At 66.2% G+C, this 14,553-nt stretch carries 12 protein-coding genes and 7 tRNA genes; 7 read left to right on the forward strand and 12 right to left on the reverse strand.

All coding sequences use genetic code 11. The features are described from left to right. Nucleotides 1–35 precede the first annotated feature (35 nt). The 3 genes from AC5P9N_RS04195 (at nt 36) to AC5P9N_RS04205 (ending at nt 5,186) form a co-directional block, all read left to right on the forward strand. Complete coding sequence (locus AC5P9N_RS04195) at nt 36–2,423, forward strand: Tex family protein (protein WP_099485022.1); 2,388 nt, start codon at nt 36–38, stop codon at nt 2,421–2,423. Between the two features lie 208 nt (nt 2,424–2,631). Further along, on the forward strand, nt 2,632–4,821 hold the full coding sequence (locus tag AC5P9N_RS04200) for a PAS domain S-box protein (RefSeq protein ID WP_005410083.1): 2,190 nt from the start codon (nt 2,632–2,634) through the stop codon (nt 4,819–4,821). Between the two features lie 62 nt (nt 4,822–4,883). Then, on the forward strand, nt 4,884–5,186 hold the full coding sequence (locus AC5P9N_RS04205; RefSeq protein WP_012480609.1) for a hypothetical protein: 303 nt from the start codon (nt 4,884–4,886) through the stop codon (nt 5,184–5,186). On the opposite strand, the gene AC5P9N_RS04210 is transcribed toward AC5P9N_RS04205, so the two are convergent. Continuing rightward, nucleotides 5,128–5,418, reverse strand: a complete 291-nt coding sequence (locus tag AC5P9N_RS04210; RefSeq protein WP_005410081.1) for a putative quinol monooxygenase — start codon at nt 5,416–5,418, stop codon at nt 5,128–5,130. The two genes, AC5P9N_RS04205 and AC5P9N_RS04210, sit on opposite strands and share 59 nt — an antisense overlap. Nucleotides 5,419–5,479: 61 nt before the next feature. Then, nucleotides 5,480–6,568: a DUF5694 domain-containing protein gene (locus AC5P9N_RS04215; protein ID WP_099485021.1), complete on the reverse strand. Its 1,089-nt coding sequence runs from the start codon at nt 6,566–6,568 to the stop codon at nt 5,480–5,482. A 273-nt stretch (nt 6,569–6,841) separates the two neighbouring features. Between AC5P9N_RS04215 and AC5P9N_RS04220 the strand changes: the two genes are divergently transcribed. Further along, nucleotides 6,842–7,102 (forward strand): GNAT family N-acetyltransferase, encoded by a 261-nt coding sequence (locus AC5P9N_RS04220; protein ID WP_322888701.1) that lies wholly within the window; start codon nt 6,842–6,844, stop codon nt 7,100–7,102. Between the two features lie 254 nt (nt 7,103–7,356). After that, nucleotides 7,357–9,183: a methyl-accepting chemotaxis protein gene (locus AC5P9N_RS04225; protein WP_099485020.1), complete on the forward strand. Its 1,827-nt coding sequence runs from the start codon at nt 7,357–7,359 to the stop codon at nt 9,181–9,183. On the opposite strand, the gene AC5P9N_RS04230 is transcribed toward AC5P9N_RS04225, so the two are convergent. Next, nucleotides 9,180–10,613 (reverse strand): GGDEF domain-containing protein, encoded by a 1,434-nt coding sequence (locus AC5P9N_RS04230; RefSeq protein WP_060380301.1) that lies wholly within the window; start codon nt 10,611–10,613, stop codon nt 9,180–9,182. The genes AC5P9N_RS04225 and AC5P9N_RS04230 overlap by 4 nt on opposite strands. A gap of 200 nt (nt 10,614–10,813) precedes the next feature. Then, nucleotides 10,814–10,899 (reverse strand) — tRNA-Leu (locus AC5P9N_RS04235). 132 nt (nt 10,900–11,031) lie between these two features. Between AC5P9N_RS04235 and AC5P9N_RS04240 the strand changes: the two genes are divergently transcribed. Next, complete coding sequence (locus tag AC5P9N_RS04240) at nt 11,032–11,412, forward strand: response regulator (RefSeq protein ID WP_005410076.1); 381 nt, start codon at nt 11,032–11,034, stop codon at nt 11,410–11,412. Between the two features lie 10 nt (nt 11,413–11,422). Here AC5P9N_RS04240 and AC5P9N_RS04245 read toward each other — a convergent pair whose 3' ends face one another. Continuing rightward, the gene (locus AC5P9N_RS04245) at nt 11,423–12,379 is read right to left on the reverse strand and encodes an SOS response-associated peptidase family protein (RefSeq protein ID WP_033833934.1); all 957 of its coding nucleotides are present in this window, start codon (nt 12,377–12,379) and stop codon (nt 11,423–11,425) included. Nucleotides 12,380–12,456: 77 nt separating this feature from the next. On the opposite strand from AC5P9N_RS04245, the gene AC5P9N_RS04250 reads away from it, so the two are divergent. Next, complete coding sequence (locus tag AC5P9N_RS04250; protein WP_005410074.1) at nt 12,457–12,873, forward strand: GNAT family N-acetyltransferase; 417 nt, start codon at nt 12,457–12,459, stop codon at nt 12,871–12,873. A gap of 165 nt (nt 12,874–13,038) precedes the next feature. Here AC5P9N_RS04250 and AC5P9N_RS04255 read toward each other — a convergent pair. The 7 genes from AC5P9N_RS04255 to AC5P9N_RS04285 all read right to left on the reverse strand — a co-directional run bounded on the left by AC5P9N_RS04255 (nt 13,039) and on the right by AC5P9N_RS04285 (nt 14,373). After that, nucleotides 13,039–13,114, reverse strand: a tRNA-Glu gene (locus AC5P9N_RS04255). A gap of 47 nt (nt 13,115–13,161) precedes the next feature. Further along, nucleotides 13,162–13,237, reverse strand: a tRNA-Ala gene (locus AC5P9N_RS04260). A 45-nt stretch (nt 13,238–13,282) separates the two neighbouring features. Further along, nucleotides 13,283–13,358, reverse strand: a tRNA-Glu gene (locus AC5P9N_RS04265). A 49-nt stretch (nt 13,359–13,407) separates the two neighbouring features. Then, nucleotides 13,408–13,483 (reverse strand) — tRNA-Ala (locus tag AC5P9N_RS04270). 184 nt (nt 13,484–13,667) lie between these two features. Further along, nucleotides 13,668–13,743: transfer RNA gene (locus AC5P9N_RS04275), tRNA-Glu, on the reverse strand. 54 nt (nt 13,744–13,797) lie between these two features. Next, nucleotides 13,798–13,873: transfer RNA gene (locus tag AC5P9N_RS04280), tRNA-Ala, on the reverse strand. 89 nt (nt 13,874–13,962) lie between these two features. Continuing rightward, complete coding sequence (locus AC5P9N_RS04285; RefSeq protein ID WP_005410073.1) at nt 13,963–14,373, reverse strand: heavy metal-responsive transcriptional regulator; 411 nt, start codon at nt 14,371–14,373, stop codon at nt 13,963–13,965. Nucleotides 14,374–14,553 lie beyond the last annotated feature (180 nt).

Raw genomic sequence — 14,553 nt, forward strand, 5'->3', positions numbered from 1 at the left:
GGGATCTTCCCGTACCGCGGCACAGACCTGAAGCAATGCACGACGCCAAGAACGCCCAGAGCGCGCTCGCCCAGCAGATCGCCCAGACCATCGCCGACGAGATCGGTGCCCAGTCCGCCCAGGTGCGCGCCGCCGTCGGCCTGCTCGACGAGGGCGCCAGCGTTCCGTTCATCGCGCGCTACCGCAAGGAAGTGACCGGGGGCCTGGACGACACCCAGCTGCGCAATCTGGAAACCCGGCTGACCTACCTGCGCGAGCTGGAGGAGCGCCGTGCGGCGGTGCTGGCCAGCATCGGCGAGCAGGGCAAGCTCAGCGACGAGCTGCGCAACGACATCCTGGCCGCCGACACCAAGAGCCGGCTGGAAGACCTGTACCTGCCGTACAAGCCCAAGCGCCGTACCCGCGCCCAGATCGCCCGCGAGGCCGGTCTGGAGCCGCTGGCCGATGGCCTTCTAGCCGATCCCACGCAGGACCCGCAGGCCTTCGCGGCCGCCTTCGTCAACACCGACAAGGGCGTGGCCGACACCAAGGCCGCGCTGGAAGGTGCGCGCGCGATCCTGATGGAGCGCTGGGGCGAGGACGCCGCGCTGGTGGGCGAGCTGCGCACCTGGCTGGGAGAGAACGGCGTGATCCGTGCCCGCGTGGCCGAGGGCAAGGAAACCGAAGGCGCCAAGTACCGCGACTATTTCGAACATGCCGAATCTCTGGCGAAGATTCCTTCGCACCGGTTGCTGGCGCTGTTCCGCGCGCGCCGCGAAGAGATCCTGTTCCTGGAACTGGACCCGGGCAGCGATGCCGAGGCCGGCCACCAGTACGCCGAAGGCCGCGTGGCGCGCAGGGCCGGGATCGCCGACCGGGGCCGCGCCGCCGATCGCTGGCTGCTGGACGGCTGCCGCCTGACCTGGCGCGCCAAGCTGCACACCCATCTGCTGCTGGACCTGTTCAACCAGGCCCGCGAGAAGGCCGAGGCCGAGGCCATCGCGGTGTTTGGCGACAACCTGAAGGATCTGCTGCTGGCCGCACCGGCGGGCCCGAAGACCGTGCTTGGGCTGGACCCGGGCATCCGCACCGGCTGCAAGATCGCCGTGGTCGATGCCACAGGCAAGCTGGTGGCCACCGACACCATCTACCCGCATGAGCCACGTCGCCAGTGGGACCAGTCGGTGCAGACGATCAAGCAACTGTGCGCCAAGCACAACGTTGAACTGATCGCGATCGGCAACGGCACCGCCAGCCGCGAAACCGACAAGCTGGCCGGCGAAGCGATCAAGGCTGCCGCCAATCCGAAGCTGCAGAAGGTCGTGGTCAGCGAGGCGGGCGCCTCGGTGTACTCGGCCTCCGAGTTCGCGGCCAAGGAGTTTCCGGGGCTGGACGTGTCGCTGCGTGGCGCGGTGTCGATCGCGCGTCGCCTGCAGGACCCGCTGGCCGAACTGGTCAAGATCGAACCCAAGGCGATCGGTGTCGGCCAGTACCAGCACGATGTGGACCAGTACCGGCTGGCGCGGGCGCTGGATGCGCGCGTGGAGGACTGCGTGAACGCTGTGGGCGTGTACGTGAACACCGCATCGGCCGCGCTGCTGTCGCGGGTGTCCGGCCTGTCGGCCACGGTGGCCGAGAACATCGTGCGCCATCGTGACGAGAACGGCCCGTTCAAGCGCCGCAAGGATCTGCTGAAGGTCGCGCGCCTGGGCGAGAAGACCTTCGAACAGTGCGCCGGCTTCCTGCGCATCGCCGACGGCGACCAGCCGCTGGATGCTTCGGCGGTGCACCCCGAAGCCTATCCGGTGGTCGAGCGCATCGTGGCCAGCACCGCACGCCCGATCAAGGCGCTGATCGGTGATGGCAGCTTCCTGCGTGGCCTGAAGGCCGAGCAGTTCACCGATGACACCTTCGGCTTGCCGACCGTGCGCGACATCCTGAAGGAACTGGAGAAGCCGGGCCGCGACCCGCGTCCGGAGTTCAAGGCTGCGCGCTTCGCCGAAGGCGTGGAGGACATCAAGGACCTGCGCGAAGGCATGGTGCTGGAAGGCGTGGTGAGCAACGTGGCGGCCTTCGGTGCCTTCGTCGATATCGGCGTGCACCAGGACGGCCTGATCCACATTTCGGCGCTGTCCGACACCTTCGTGAACGACCCGCGTGACGTGGTCAAGGCTGGCGATATCGTCAAGGTGAAGGTGCTGGAGGTGGACGTGGCGCGCAAGCGCATTGCCCTGACCCGGCGTCTGGACGATACCCCCGGGCAGGCCACCAGCCGCCCGGGCCAGCGTGATGAGCGCGGCCATGGGCAGGGTCCGCGCCGGGATGCAGGCGGCCAGAACCGCGGGCCGATCCGGGGCCAGGGCAATGGCGGCCGTCCCGCCGCGTCCGCGCCCCCGGCCAACAACGCCCTGGCCGAGGCCTTCGCCCGCGCCAAGCGTAGTTGAGGACCGTGTTCCCCGTCACGCTTGATTCGTGGCGGGGGACTTGTCGATTTTCCCCGTGATTGCGCACACTTGCGCTTGAGGGGAGGCGTCCGGCCACCCCGCTGTCGCTGGGGAGGGCCATGACGCCAGCAGGACCCGTCGTCTTCGTTGAGGTCTGCAGCGTCGCGCTGCGGCCGCTGCCTGCCTGCGCGGGCCGGGGGCAGCGGTGATGGCGGGCCAGGGCACCAACGGCAACGGGTTGCTGGAGCGCCGCCTGCAGGCGCTGGCCGAAGAGCGTCGGCGGCTGGCGATGATCATCGATGGCACCGCCGCGGGCACCTGGGAATGGAACGTGCAGAACGGCGAGATGCGGGTCAACGCGCGCTGGGCCGAGATTGTCGGTTACCGCCTGGAAGAGCTGGAGCCGGTCTGCCAGAAGACCTTCCTGAAGCTGGTCCATCCCGATGACATAGCGCTGTCGGACGCGGCACTGGACGAGCATTTCGAGGGGCGCACCGACAACTACGCGTGCCTGCTGCGGATGCGCCACAAGAATGGCCAGTGGATATGGATCCAGGACCGTGGCCGCGTCTTCGAATGGGACGCGCAGGGCAAACCATTGTGGATGGCCGGTGCGCATGCCGACGTGACCGAGCTGCAGCAGGCCCGACAGGATGCGGCCGAAACACGGCAACGCCTGCAGGCCGTGGTCGATGCCTCCGACGAGGTGGCGGTGATCGCCACCGATATCGATGGCACCATCACCCTGTTCAACACGGGCGCGCAACGCCTGCTGGGCTACAGCGCGGCGGATGTGGTCGGCCAGCGTCGGCTGGATGCCTTCCACGATCCGCAGGAACTGAATGCCTGGCTGCGACCGCTGGCCGATGCCGATGGCCAACTGCCAGATGTGTTCGAGGCACTCAGTGCGCGTGCCGATGGCCAGACCTATTCGCGGCAATGGACGCTGCTGCGCAAGGACGGCCAGCCACGCCAGGTACGCCTCTCGATCAGCCGCATGGACGGTGCCGACGGTGTACGCATCGGCTATGTCGGGATGGCCATCGACATCACCGAGATCCTGCAGGCGAGGGCCGAAGCGCGCTTGTCCGCGGAGAAGTTCGCCGGTGCGTTCACCTCGGCTGCGCTGGGCATGGCGCTGGTGTCACTGGAAGGGCGATGGCTGGACGTCAACGATGCGCTGTGCCGGATCCTCGGCTATCCGCGGGAAGAGCTGCTGCAGGTGGATTTCCAGCGTCTCACCCATCCTGATGACCTGCAGACCGACCTGGCCCTGGTGCAGGACCTGCTGGCCGGGCGTCGCAGCCACTACCACCTGGAAAAGCGCTATCTCGATCGCGATGGCAAGGTCATCTGGGCCCGATTGTCGGTCTCGCTGGTGCGCAACGAGCATGGCGAGCCGTTGCATTTCGTGTCGCAGATCCAGGACATCACCGCCCAGCGCAGCAGCGAGCAGCGGCTGTTCGAGAGCGAACAGCGCAGCCGCATCACCCTGGATGCCGTGGCCGACCTGGTGCTGAGCGTCAGCCTCGATGGCCGTATCGATTACGCCAATGCCGCTGCAGTACGCATGTTGGCCGGCGATGGCGCGTTGTCGCTGGCCGGACACAAGGTGCAGGATGTGCTGGCGCTGACTACCGAATACGCGCCGGGTTCGGTGCTGGACGTGTCGGTACTGCTGGATCCGGACAGCAATGCGGTCGACCTGCATGCCGACCTGCTGCTGCGCCTGGGTGCCGCCACGGTGCCGGTGGACCTGACCCGCGCCTGGTTGCGCGATGACGAGGGCCACGTGCGAGGCGCGGTCTGGGTGCTGCGCGACGATACCCAGCAGCGTGCCCGCCAGCGCGAGGCGCGTCATCTGGCCGAGATCGATCCGCTGACCGAACTGAGCAACCGCCGTGGCTTCGAGGTGCATCTGCAGCAGGCGATCACCCGTGTCGAACGTACCGGCCAGGCCGCGTCGCTGATGTACATCGATCTGGACCGGTTCAAGCCGATCAACGATACCTGGGGCCATCTGGCTGGCGATGCGGTGCTCTGGGCGGTGGCCAGCGTTCTGCGTCACGGGGTGCGCGATTCGGATGTGGTGGCGCGGCTGGGCGGCGATGAGTTCGCGGTGATCCTGTCCGGTTGCACGCCGCGTCGTGCAGCGCGCATTGGCGGCGAGCTGCTGCACACCCTGGCGTCGCTGTCGATTCCGTGGGACCAGGACCGGTTGCGGGTAGGGGCCAGCATCGGCATCGCGCCGCTGGCCGGGGGGATGAGCGTGGATCAGGCGGTGGCCGCGGCCGATGCCCAGTGTTACCGGGCCAAGGCGATGGGTCGCAACAACGTGCAGGTGCAGGGCGAGGCCAGTGAGCTGCCGGGCGATGATTCCGAGGTCGTCGAGGGCTGATCTCAGCCTGTGAGAGGGCGGGCGCAAATACTCCGCGCACCTCCTCTCTTACAGGTGATCCCATGAATGTCTGCAACCCGATGGCGGTGCGTGCCTTCGCCCCGGCCCTGGTCGGCTGGTGCCTCGCGCTGGCGGCCGGGCTCCGGCTGGAGGAGGTGCGTGAGGACCGTCTCGCCCAGGCAATGTTGCCGGTGCTGCAGGCGAGCGTGGTGGCGCTGCTGGCCCTCACCCTGGCGTGCACGGTGGCGGCCAGCCTGGTGCTGTGGCGGCACAGGCGCCGGGATCACCGTCGCGTTGATGCCGGTACTACAGAGGCGCAGCATCCATCAGCAGGAACCGGCATGGCGCGCGCTGGAAGGCATTGATCTGCGGCACCAGCCGCTGGAAATGTTCGCTGGCGCAGTGGATGTCCAGGGCGGCGCGGTCCGGCCATTGCTCGATGAAGACGAAGTGCCCGGGATCCTTCTGGTCCACGAACAGTTCATAGCCGAGGCAGAGCGGCTCGCGCTGCGTGCACGCGACCAGTTCCCGGTACAGCGGAAGCACGGTGTCCACGGCATCGGGATGGATGAAGTCTTCGGCGATGACCTTGAGCATGCAGGCACCTCTGGATGGGGCCCTGCAGGATAGTGCCGGCGGGTGGCCGGCACCCATCCCGTCAACGCAATACTGCGTCCGCACTGACCAGCTGCACATCGTGCATCTGGTTGAGGTAGGCCTCGTAGTAGCCCTTGTGCGAGGCACCGACGATGGTCAGCATGCGGGTGCCCGGGTGCTGGCCGAGCACGTGGCGCATGTTGGCGACCATGCGCAGGTTGCGGGTTTCCCAGTAGCCCACGTAGTTGCGGCCGAAGCCTTCCGGCGAGGGTTCGACGAGCGTCGCGCCGAAATCGCTGTTGAAGGCCAGCATCGCGGCCTCGGGTGCGTTGTAGGCGCGATACATCGCGAGCAACCCATCCGGTTGAGCAAGATTGGCTTTCAGTCGTTCATCGGCCGCCCTGCGCGCTTTGACGAAGGAATTGTCCCAGGCACCGCGTATGGCGGCAGCGTAGGCCTTCTGCTGCGATTCCGGTGTAGGCGAATCCGCAGTGTGGTCGTCGACCGCCCACAGCCGCTCCAGCCCCAGGCGCGCGGCGAGGACGCCGGCCACCAGGCCGGCCTCGTTGCGGCGTGCCATGCGCGTGTCGAGGAACTGCACCAGCTCCGGTGTCAGGCTGTCCGAGGCACGTCGCTCTTCCCTGGGCAGCCGCAGCCATTGGACGACTGCCGAGCTGCTCTCGCCCGCAGCCAGGAACACTGCGGCCAGTCGGCGTCGCTGGGCGGCGGTTGGCGCCTTCGGCCAATCCGCAAGCAGGCGTTCCATCTCCACGTTGGCGCTTGGCACGTCCAGGCCGGTGGCGGCCTGCGCTGGTGCCGGATCGACGCAGTAGTCCGCTACGCTCTCGGCGTATCGGGCCGGATTGCGGCGCATGAAGTCACACTGCAGGCCGGACAGGTTCTCTACCGCGATCGCGGTGGGCCGCCAGGCTTCCAGGCGCTGCAGCAGAGGTTCCAGCATCGCCGGCATGAAGGTCTCCGGCAGGCTGGACAGGTGCGGGCTGCCCAGCACCAGCACTTCGTTCGGGCGCCCTGCGGGCGGTCCCTTCAGCTGGTCCGGGTGGAAGGCGGGTCGATAGGCGGTGTCGTTGGCCAGCGCGCTGCTGCTGCACACGGCCAGGAAGAGAAGGCTGGCAAAGCGAGGGAACATGCGATCTCCATGTCGATGAGCATCCTGCGGGACCTTCATGCTGGTCATATTCTCCTGCCGCGGAATCCCGCATTGGTCATGTAAACCTTTTTGCCTTGAGCTGCATCCTTCTGCTGAGCGATGCTGTACCCAGCGCCCAGGCAATGCAGAACATGACGTCCGACGACTGGACCATCGACAGTCCGCGGCTGCACGTCCGGCCATTCACGCCCCGGTGTATTCCTTGGCCTGGCAGGCCTGCATCGAGCCCGTGACGCAGAACCCGAACTGGGCATCTGGATCGCAGAAATGATGCATGGGCACGGCTATGGTCGCGAAGCCGTGGCGGCGGTGTGGTCGGCGGCCTCAGGGCGCCTGCGCTGTGCTGCGTTCCGCTATCCGGTGGCCGAGCAGAACCGGTCCAGCCGTTCCCTCGCTGAGTCCCTCGGCGGACTTCCTGTAGCACGTGAGCAGGGCGTGAAGTACACGGCAATCGTCTACCGCATTCCGGCTGCAATGCACGGAGTTGCGACGGACGTCGCGGAATCCCGCTAAAGCGGCCGACGGCATCGCCGATACTCCCTCTGGATCCCGCTCCAGTCACCCGCCGCAGGACCCCAGGCTGCCCCCGATGGGCGGTCCGCGCAGTGTGTTCCGCCGCTCCCAGATGCCGATCGCACCCGCAGCAGACGTTCTTGGCAGTCGCTCGAGAGGTGCCGTTGGCACCTGTAGTCCCTGGCAACTGATGTTGCCGCCGGGCATCCCGCCCGTCGGGTCACAACCGCTTACCGGACACCGAGGATCAGACAATGCTCATTCCAGGCTTCACGGCAGGCGCGCAGGCGCCGGCCGAGCTGCACACCCGTTGGTCGCCGTGGCGTGCGCTGCTTGGCGTACTGGCGCCGCAGCAACGCACCGGCACAGAGAAGGCGATGACCGACCGCACCGAGCTGGAAGCGCAGGTGGCCGCGCTGCATCGCGTGCAGGCCGTCATCGAGTTCGCGCTCGACGGCACCATCCTGCAGGCCAATGACAATTTCCTGCAGGCGATGGGCTACCGGCTGGAGGAGATCCAGGGCAAGCATCATTCCCTGTTCGTCGACCCCGAGCTGGCGCGCAGCGCCGAATACCGCGACTTCTGGGCGCGCTTGGGGCGCGGCGAATACGACGCCGGACAGTACCGCCGCTTCGGCAAGGGCCAGCGCGAGATCTGGATCCAGGCCTCGTACAACCCGGTACTGGACCGCCAGGGGCGGCCGTACAAGGTGGTCAAGTTCGCGACCGACATCACCGCGCAGAAGCTGCAGGCGGCCGACTCGGCGGGGCAACTGGCCGCGATCGCCAAGTCGCAGGCGGTGATCGAGTTCAGCATGGATGGCCGCATCCTGTTGGCCAACGACAATTTCCTGGCCGCCACCGGCTACAGCCTGGACGAAGTGCGCGGGCAGCACCATTCGTTATTTGTCGAGCCCGAGCATCGCAGCAGCATCGAATATCGCCAGTTCTGGGAGAAACTGGGGCGCGGCGAATACGACGCCGGCCAGTATCGGCGCCTTGGCAAAGGCGGGCGTGAGGTCTGGATCCAGGCATCCTACAACCCGATCCTGGACCTCAATGGCAAGCCGTTCAAGGTCGTCAAGTACGCCACCGACATCACCGTGCAGGTGCATGAAAACCAGGCCATGCAGCGCGCGGTGGCGCAGACCCGCGAGGTGGTGGCCGCGGCCAAGCAGGGCGATCTGACCCAGCGCGTGGCCACCGCCGACAAGAATGGCTCGATCGCCGAACTGTGCGAAGGCGTGAATTCGCTGGTCGAGGCGATGGCCGCGATCATCGGCCAGATCAAGTTCGCCGCGGACACCATCGCAGTCGGCGCGACTGAAATCGCACAGGGCAACAGCGACCTCTCGCAGCGCACCGAGCAGCAGGCGGCTTCGCTCGAGGAAACCGCGGTGTCGATGAAGGGCCTGGCCGAGACCGTGCAGCGCACCGCCACCAACGCGCGCCAGGCGAGCCAGCTGGCCGGTGGAGCCGCCGATGTCGCTGCGCGCGGCGGCAGTGTGGTGCATGAGGTGGTCGAGACGATGGCGGTGATCAATGCCTCGTCGCGGCGCATCGTCGACATCATCGGGGTGATCGACGGCATCGCCTTCCAGACCAACATTCTCGCGCTGAACGCAGCGGTGGAGGCGGCGCGTGCCGGTGAACACGGCCGTGGATTTGCCGTGGTTGCCACCGAGATCCGCGAGCTGTCGCAGCGTTCGGCCAGCGCAGCGAAGGAGATCAAGCACCTGATCGATGAGTCGGTTGCCAATGTGGGTGCCGGTACGGCGCAGGTTGAGAGCGCGGGCCGCACCATGGACGAGATCGTGACCAACGTGCGCCGGGTGAGCGACCTGATGACCGAAATCAGCACTGCCTCGCAGCAGCAGAGCGACGACATCCAGCAGATGAACCATGCCGTCGATCTGATCGACCAGGGCACCCAGCAGAACGCGGCCCTGGTCGAGGAGGCGTCGGCGGCGGCACGCAGCATGGAAGAGCAGTCGGCGCAGCTGCTGCAGACGGTGGCCAGCTTCCGCTTGCAGGGCGGCGCCGGGCACCGGCACGGAGCGGCGGCGCTGCATGCGGTCTAGGCGCGGCGACCGGACTGTTCTTCCTTGGTTTCGGTGTCGCCGCGTACGCAGTTGCGACCGGCATGCTTGGCGCGATACAGGGCCTGGTCGGCGCGTTCGACCAGGCCGCGCGGATCGCCGTCTTCGCCGGGTGCCTGCCAGGCCACGCCGATGCTGATGGTGACGGTGGCCACGGGGGCGGGCAGGGCTGCGGCTTCGACCGAAGCGCGCAGCCGTTCGCCCAGGCCCAGGGCGTGGGTGGCATCGGGCGAGGGCAGGGCGGCGATGAACTCTTCGCCGCCATAGCGGGCCAGCAGATCGTCGCCCCGTTGCAGGCAGCCATCGAGGATGCCGGCGACGGCACGCAGGCGCCGATCACCTTCCGGGTGGCCGTAGGTGTCGTTCAGCCGTTTGAAGTGGTCGATGTCGATCATCAGTACCGCCAGGCCCTGGCCCTGGCGGCGCGCGCGGCGGTGGGCCCGATCCAGCGACTCATCGAAGCTGCGCCGGTTGCCCAGTCCGGTCAGCGGATCGCGCCGCGCCAGCGTTTCCAGTTCATCGCGCTGGCGCTGGATCTCGATCTGGCTCAGCACGCTGCGCAGCGCATAGCCGAGCAGGGAGCCGATGAAGCCGACCGTGGCCAGGGTCGGCTGCAGGCGCGCGACCAGAAGCGCCACCAGCATCAGCAGCAAGGGCAGCATCAGTGGTACGCCGGCATCGACGATGCGCCGCAGGCTGCGGGATACCTCCACTGCCGGGCAGCGACGATGGCTGCCCGCCAGGATGGCCAGCAGCACGAACAGTCCACTGATCAGCAGGTCGCCCCAATTGCCGTCGGGCACCTGCGGCTGATAGGTATTGATGTAGAAGGCCAGCAGGAAGTAGCCCAGCGCGTAGATCGTCAGCGTCCGGAAAAAATCGCGGCGGTCCGGATCGTCCTCGGCCAGGAAACGGATCAGTGCGAAGCAGAACACAAGGCTGTTCTGCACGCCGCTCATGGTGTTCAGGCACTGCGTCCACAAGGCGGTGTTCAGCGGCGCCATCGCCCGCGCATGCAGGTAGTACAGCAGCCAAAGCAGGGCAATGATCCCGAGGTCCACCGCACGGATGTAGCGGTTCCCGCCGCCCGGGCTTGCAGCGACGTAGGTCAGGGGGATCCGGTAGAACACGTACAGGATCAGTGTTGAGGCGGTCATCTGCGCAGGGGCGAGGCCGGCCACATTGCGGTACAGCAGGGCCAGCAGCGCGAGAGAGAACAGGCCGACGGCCGCGCCGAGCAGTCGCCACTGGCAGGCCGCCTGGCTGACACGTGCACGCCGTACGCAGGCCAGTGCAGCCAGCAGCGGGGCGGTGATCAGCATCAGGTAGGAGCCGACCGGGTCCTGCGGGCCGACAAAGGCAATGACGAGCGCGTGCGTGACGAGAAAAAACAGTGCAGCACGCAACGTCATGCAGTCCCCCACCCCCGGATCCGGCGGGATCACGATAGGCAGATGTACGTGAGGCTGGCAAGAAAAGTGTGCACTACGTCTTGCGGCAACCCTGTCAACGGTCGCAGTTCTGCGTCAGCACAGTGACACCGGAGCGGCTACATGGGCCTGCATCGCCTGAAAAGCAAAAGGCCAGGTCATGGACCTGGCCTTTGATGCTGTGGTGCCGGTGAAAGGACTCGAACCTTCATGGGGTCACCCCCGGCTGATTTTGAGTCAGCTGCGTATACCATTCCGCCACACCGGCAGGCAGCGTGTGAGTGTAACCGAGGAGGGCAGGGCTTTCATAGGGGCAAGGCAGATCGAGGCGTTTCCTGTCGGCATCGGCTCTGCGATGGCTATACTGCGCCGGCTTGAATGCCTCCAGGAGCCATAGCCGATGACAGTGTTGCAGGACCTGAGGGTGCTGGTGGTCGAGAACGACGAGATGAGCGCAGCCTTGCTGCAGATGCAGCTGGTGCATGCCGGCGCGACCGTGGTCGGGTTGGCGGCGAGCGTGGCTGAAGCATTGCGCGTGCTGGAAGACTCGGTTCCCGATGTGGCCCTGCTGGACTATCGCCTGGCCCGCAACGAGACCAGCGAGCCGGTGGCGGCAGCATTGTCGGCGCGAGGCGTACCGTTCGTGCTTGCCACCGGAATGCTGGCTGAGCAGCTGCCCGAGTCTATGCTGTCCGGAGTACTGCTGGTCAAGCCGTATCTGTCGGCGGACCTGACCCGGGCGCTGAGCCGTGCGGTGGGCCGTTCCAGCGCAACGGCGTGAGAACGGCGCTTCAGCCGGCCTCTTCGTACAGGTAACGGATGTCCTCGCGGTCGTCGAGGATGCTGTACTGCCCGGCCAGGTTGTCCGGATCGGGGTTGAGCCACGCATCGAGATGCTCCCTGCGGATCGGTATCACGCCTCGATCGTGACCTGCCGCGGCGACATCGCGTGGCGGGGTGTCGGTGATCGTGGCGAATGAGAGCAGGCGTCCTTCCGGTCCCTCCCATTCCGCCCAAAGGCAGGCCAGAAGCAGGTCGCGGGGCGGGTCCGGGCGAAACTCCAGCACCACATCCTGTTCCTTTTCACTGGCGCCAAGCGCGCGCCCTGCGATCGCGTGGCGTGGTACGTGCTCATAGAACGCCTGCACCACGACAACGCCGTGGCGAAGGCCGAACGCGCCGCGCCAATAGCCTTCCAGGCTGTCGCGTCGTGCGTTGTAGGTGCCGGGGTAGAGCACGTCGTTGCGTGCCGGCTTGTCCGGCAGCCGGCATTGGTAGCGCATCGGCTTGATCACCCGTCGGCCGCTCTCGCTGACCATCACCGGCGCGTAGGTGCCGGGAAAAATGCGGTTGTCGCGCGGCAGTAGTTGTACCCGGTGGAGGTCCTCAAGCCGGGCCTGGGCGCGCTCGATGCGGTTGCCGGCCACGCGCAGGTCGTTGCGTGCCTTCTGGGTGGGGCGGGTGGCGAGCGTCGCGTGGGCGATATCGCGGCGCTCGCGTTGGCGGGCCAGCTCCGCCTCCAGAGCCTGGCGTTCCTGCGCATGCCACTGCTGGATCTTCGCGACGATGTCGCGACCCTGTTCGGTGCGCGCGCCGGCAAAGCCGTCGTCCATGGCCTTGGGGGTTTTCGGCCGCTTCTTGCCGGGATCGTGCGCGTACAGTTCGGCGAACTCCTCCAGCGACAGGATGGCACCGAACTCGCGGACCAGCTTGGCGTAGTCAGCGCGGATCAGGGCGGAATAGCACATGGGAACTCTGCAGGCCTGGGTCGCAGTCGTTGCGACGTGGATGCGGCAGGATAGCCCGACCTACAGGGAGATACCGCATGAATGATTCCGTCAGCTGCCAGTTCCGCGAGGCTGTCCCCACGGTCGAAGACTATTGCCAGCTGCGTGTGCTGGCGGGCCTCAGTGCCAAGAGCCAGGAGGCGGCGGCACGCGCGCTGCCCAATACCCTGTATGGCGTGTGCGCCTACCAGGGCAATGAGCTGGTAGCGATGGGCCGCATCGTCGGCGATGGTGGGTGCCACCTGCAGGTCTGTGATATCGCCGTGCTGCCGCGCCTGCAGGGGCAGGGCCTGGGCAAGGAAGTGATGCGTCGCCTGGATGGCTGGATGCAGGCGAACCTGCCGCCGTCTGCATACGTCAGCCTTCTGGCCGATGGTGAAGCGCACCGGTTGTACGCGCAGTTTGGTTTCGCACCCACCGCACCTGCATCGATCGGGATGTATCGCCGGTTCTGAGGTGTGTTCAGGCTGAGGCCATCCATGCGTGGCATGGATCTACTGGGCCAACCGGCCGCCGGATCCATCCCGGCCCTGCAGTAGATCCACGCCATGCGTGGACAGGGCTTTCCCGGGAATCTCAGGCAAAGAAAAACCCCGGCCGAAGCCAGGGTTTTCAAGAATTGGCGTCCCCACGGGGATTCGAACCCCGGTCGCCACCGTGAAAGGGTGATGTCCTAGGCCTCTAGACGATGGGGACGCACGAAAACTTCAAGTTGTAGATCCTTCGACGGCCTAATGTCGAAGTGGTGGAGCCAAGCGGGATCGAACCGCTGACCTCCTGCATGCCATGCAGGCGCTCTCCCAGCTGAGCTATGGCCCCATGAAACTCCGGATGATCTGCCGGGAGCAGAGTCCGTTTTGAAACTGGCGTCCCCACGGGGATTCGAACCCCGGTCGCCACCGTGAAAGGGTGATGTCCTAGGCCTCTAGACGATGGGGACGCACGAAAAACTTCAAGTTGTAGAACCTTCGACGGCCTAATGTCGAAAGTGGTGGAGCCAAGCGGGATCGAACCGCTGACCTCCTGCATGCCATGCAGGCGCTCTCCCAGCTGAGCTATGGCCCCGTGTTACCGAGCCGCCTATCATACCTGCGTGTTCACGTTTGTGGAAGTCTTTTTTGAACTTTTTTCGTTCCGGTTCAACCGCAGCCACGAGGGCAGGGGAACCGCAACGCCACACCCTGAATACCGGTAGGCGGTGAACAAAAAAGACCCGGTTATCGGCCGGGTCCTCGTTGTTCGTGATGAGTGGCGTCCCCACGGGGATTCGAACCCCGGTCGCCACCGTGAAAGGGTGATGTCCTAGGCCTCTAGACGATGGGGACGCAATTCTCATCAATGTTCTTTAGCGACCTTTCGACGGCCTAATGCCGAAAGATTGGTGGAGCCAAGCGGGATCGAACCGCTGACCTCCTGCATGCCATGCAGGCGCTCTCCCAGCTGAGCTATGGCCCCACGTCGCTGAGGAGCGAAATAATAGCCTTGCCCCAGGGGGTTGGCAAGCATTTGTTGCACTTTTCTTCACGCGTGTTGCGAAGCCGATGTCAGTCGCCTGCGGCCGTGGTGTCGTCGGTCAGAGCGGCCAGGATCGGGCACTGGTCCAGCGCGCCATGGCCGGGGCAGGCGTCGACCAGCTGCGACAGCGCGATGTGCATGCGCTGCAGTTCGGCCATCCGTTGTGCGATGTCCTGCAGGCGGGCCTGCGCGGTGTCACGCACGCTGCCCATGTCCTGCTGGTGGTGATCACTGAGCGCGAGCAGTTCTCCGATTTCCTCCAGGCTGAAGCCCAGTGCCTTGGCGCGGCGGATGAAGCGCAGCCGGCGCAGATCCGGCTCGCCGAAGATGCGGTAACCCCCGGCCGAGCGCGCCGCCGTCGGCAGCAGCTGCTGCCGTTCGTAATAGCGGACCGTATCGATCGGCACGCCCGCCTGACGGGCCAGTTGTCCAATGTTCATGGCAGCTTTCCTGCGGATCCTGCCGGCCATTGTGAAGCCTGGAGTCTGGTCGAGAGTCAAGGCTTCAGCTCGGTGCGCGCATTCAGCCCACTTTGCAACTTTCTTCATAGCCCCGCAGATGGGCCTGTTCCTACCCTTCGCCTGAACCGGCCGTTCGATGGCCTGCAACGAACCGAGGAG

It is taken from the genome of Stenotrophomonas sp. YJH_SMC_6, assembly GCF_059371335.1.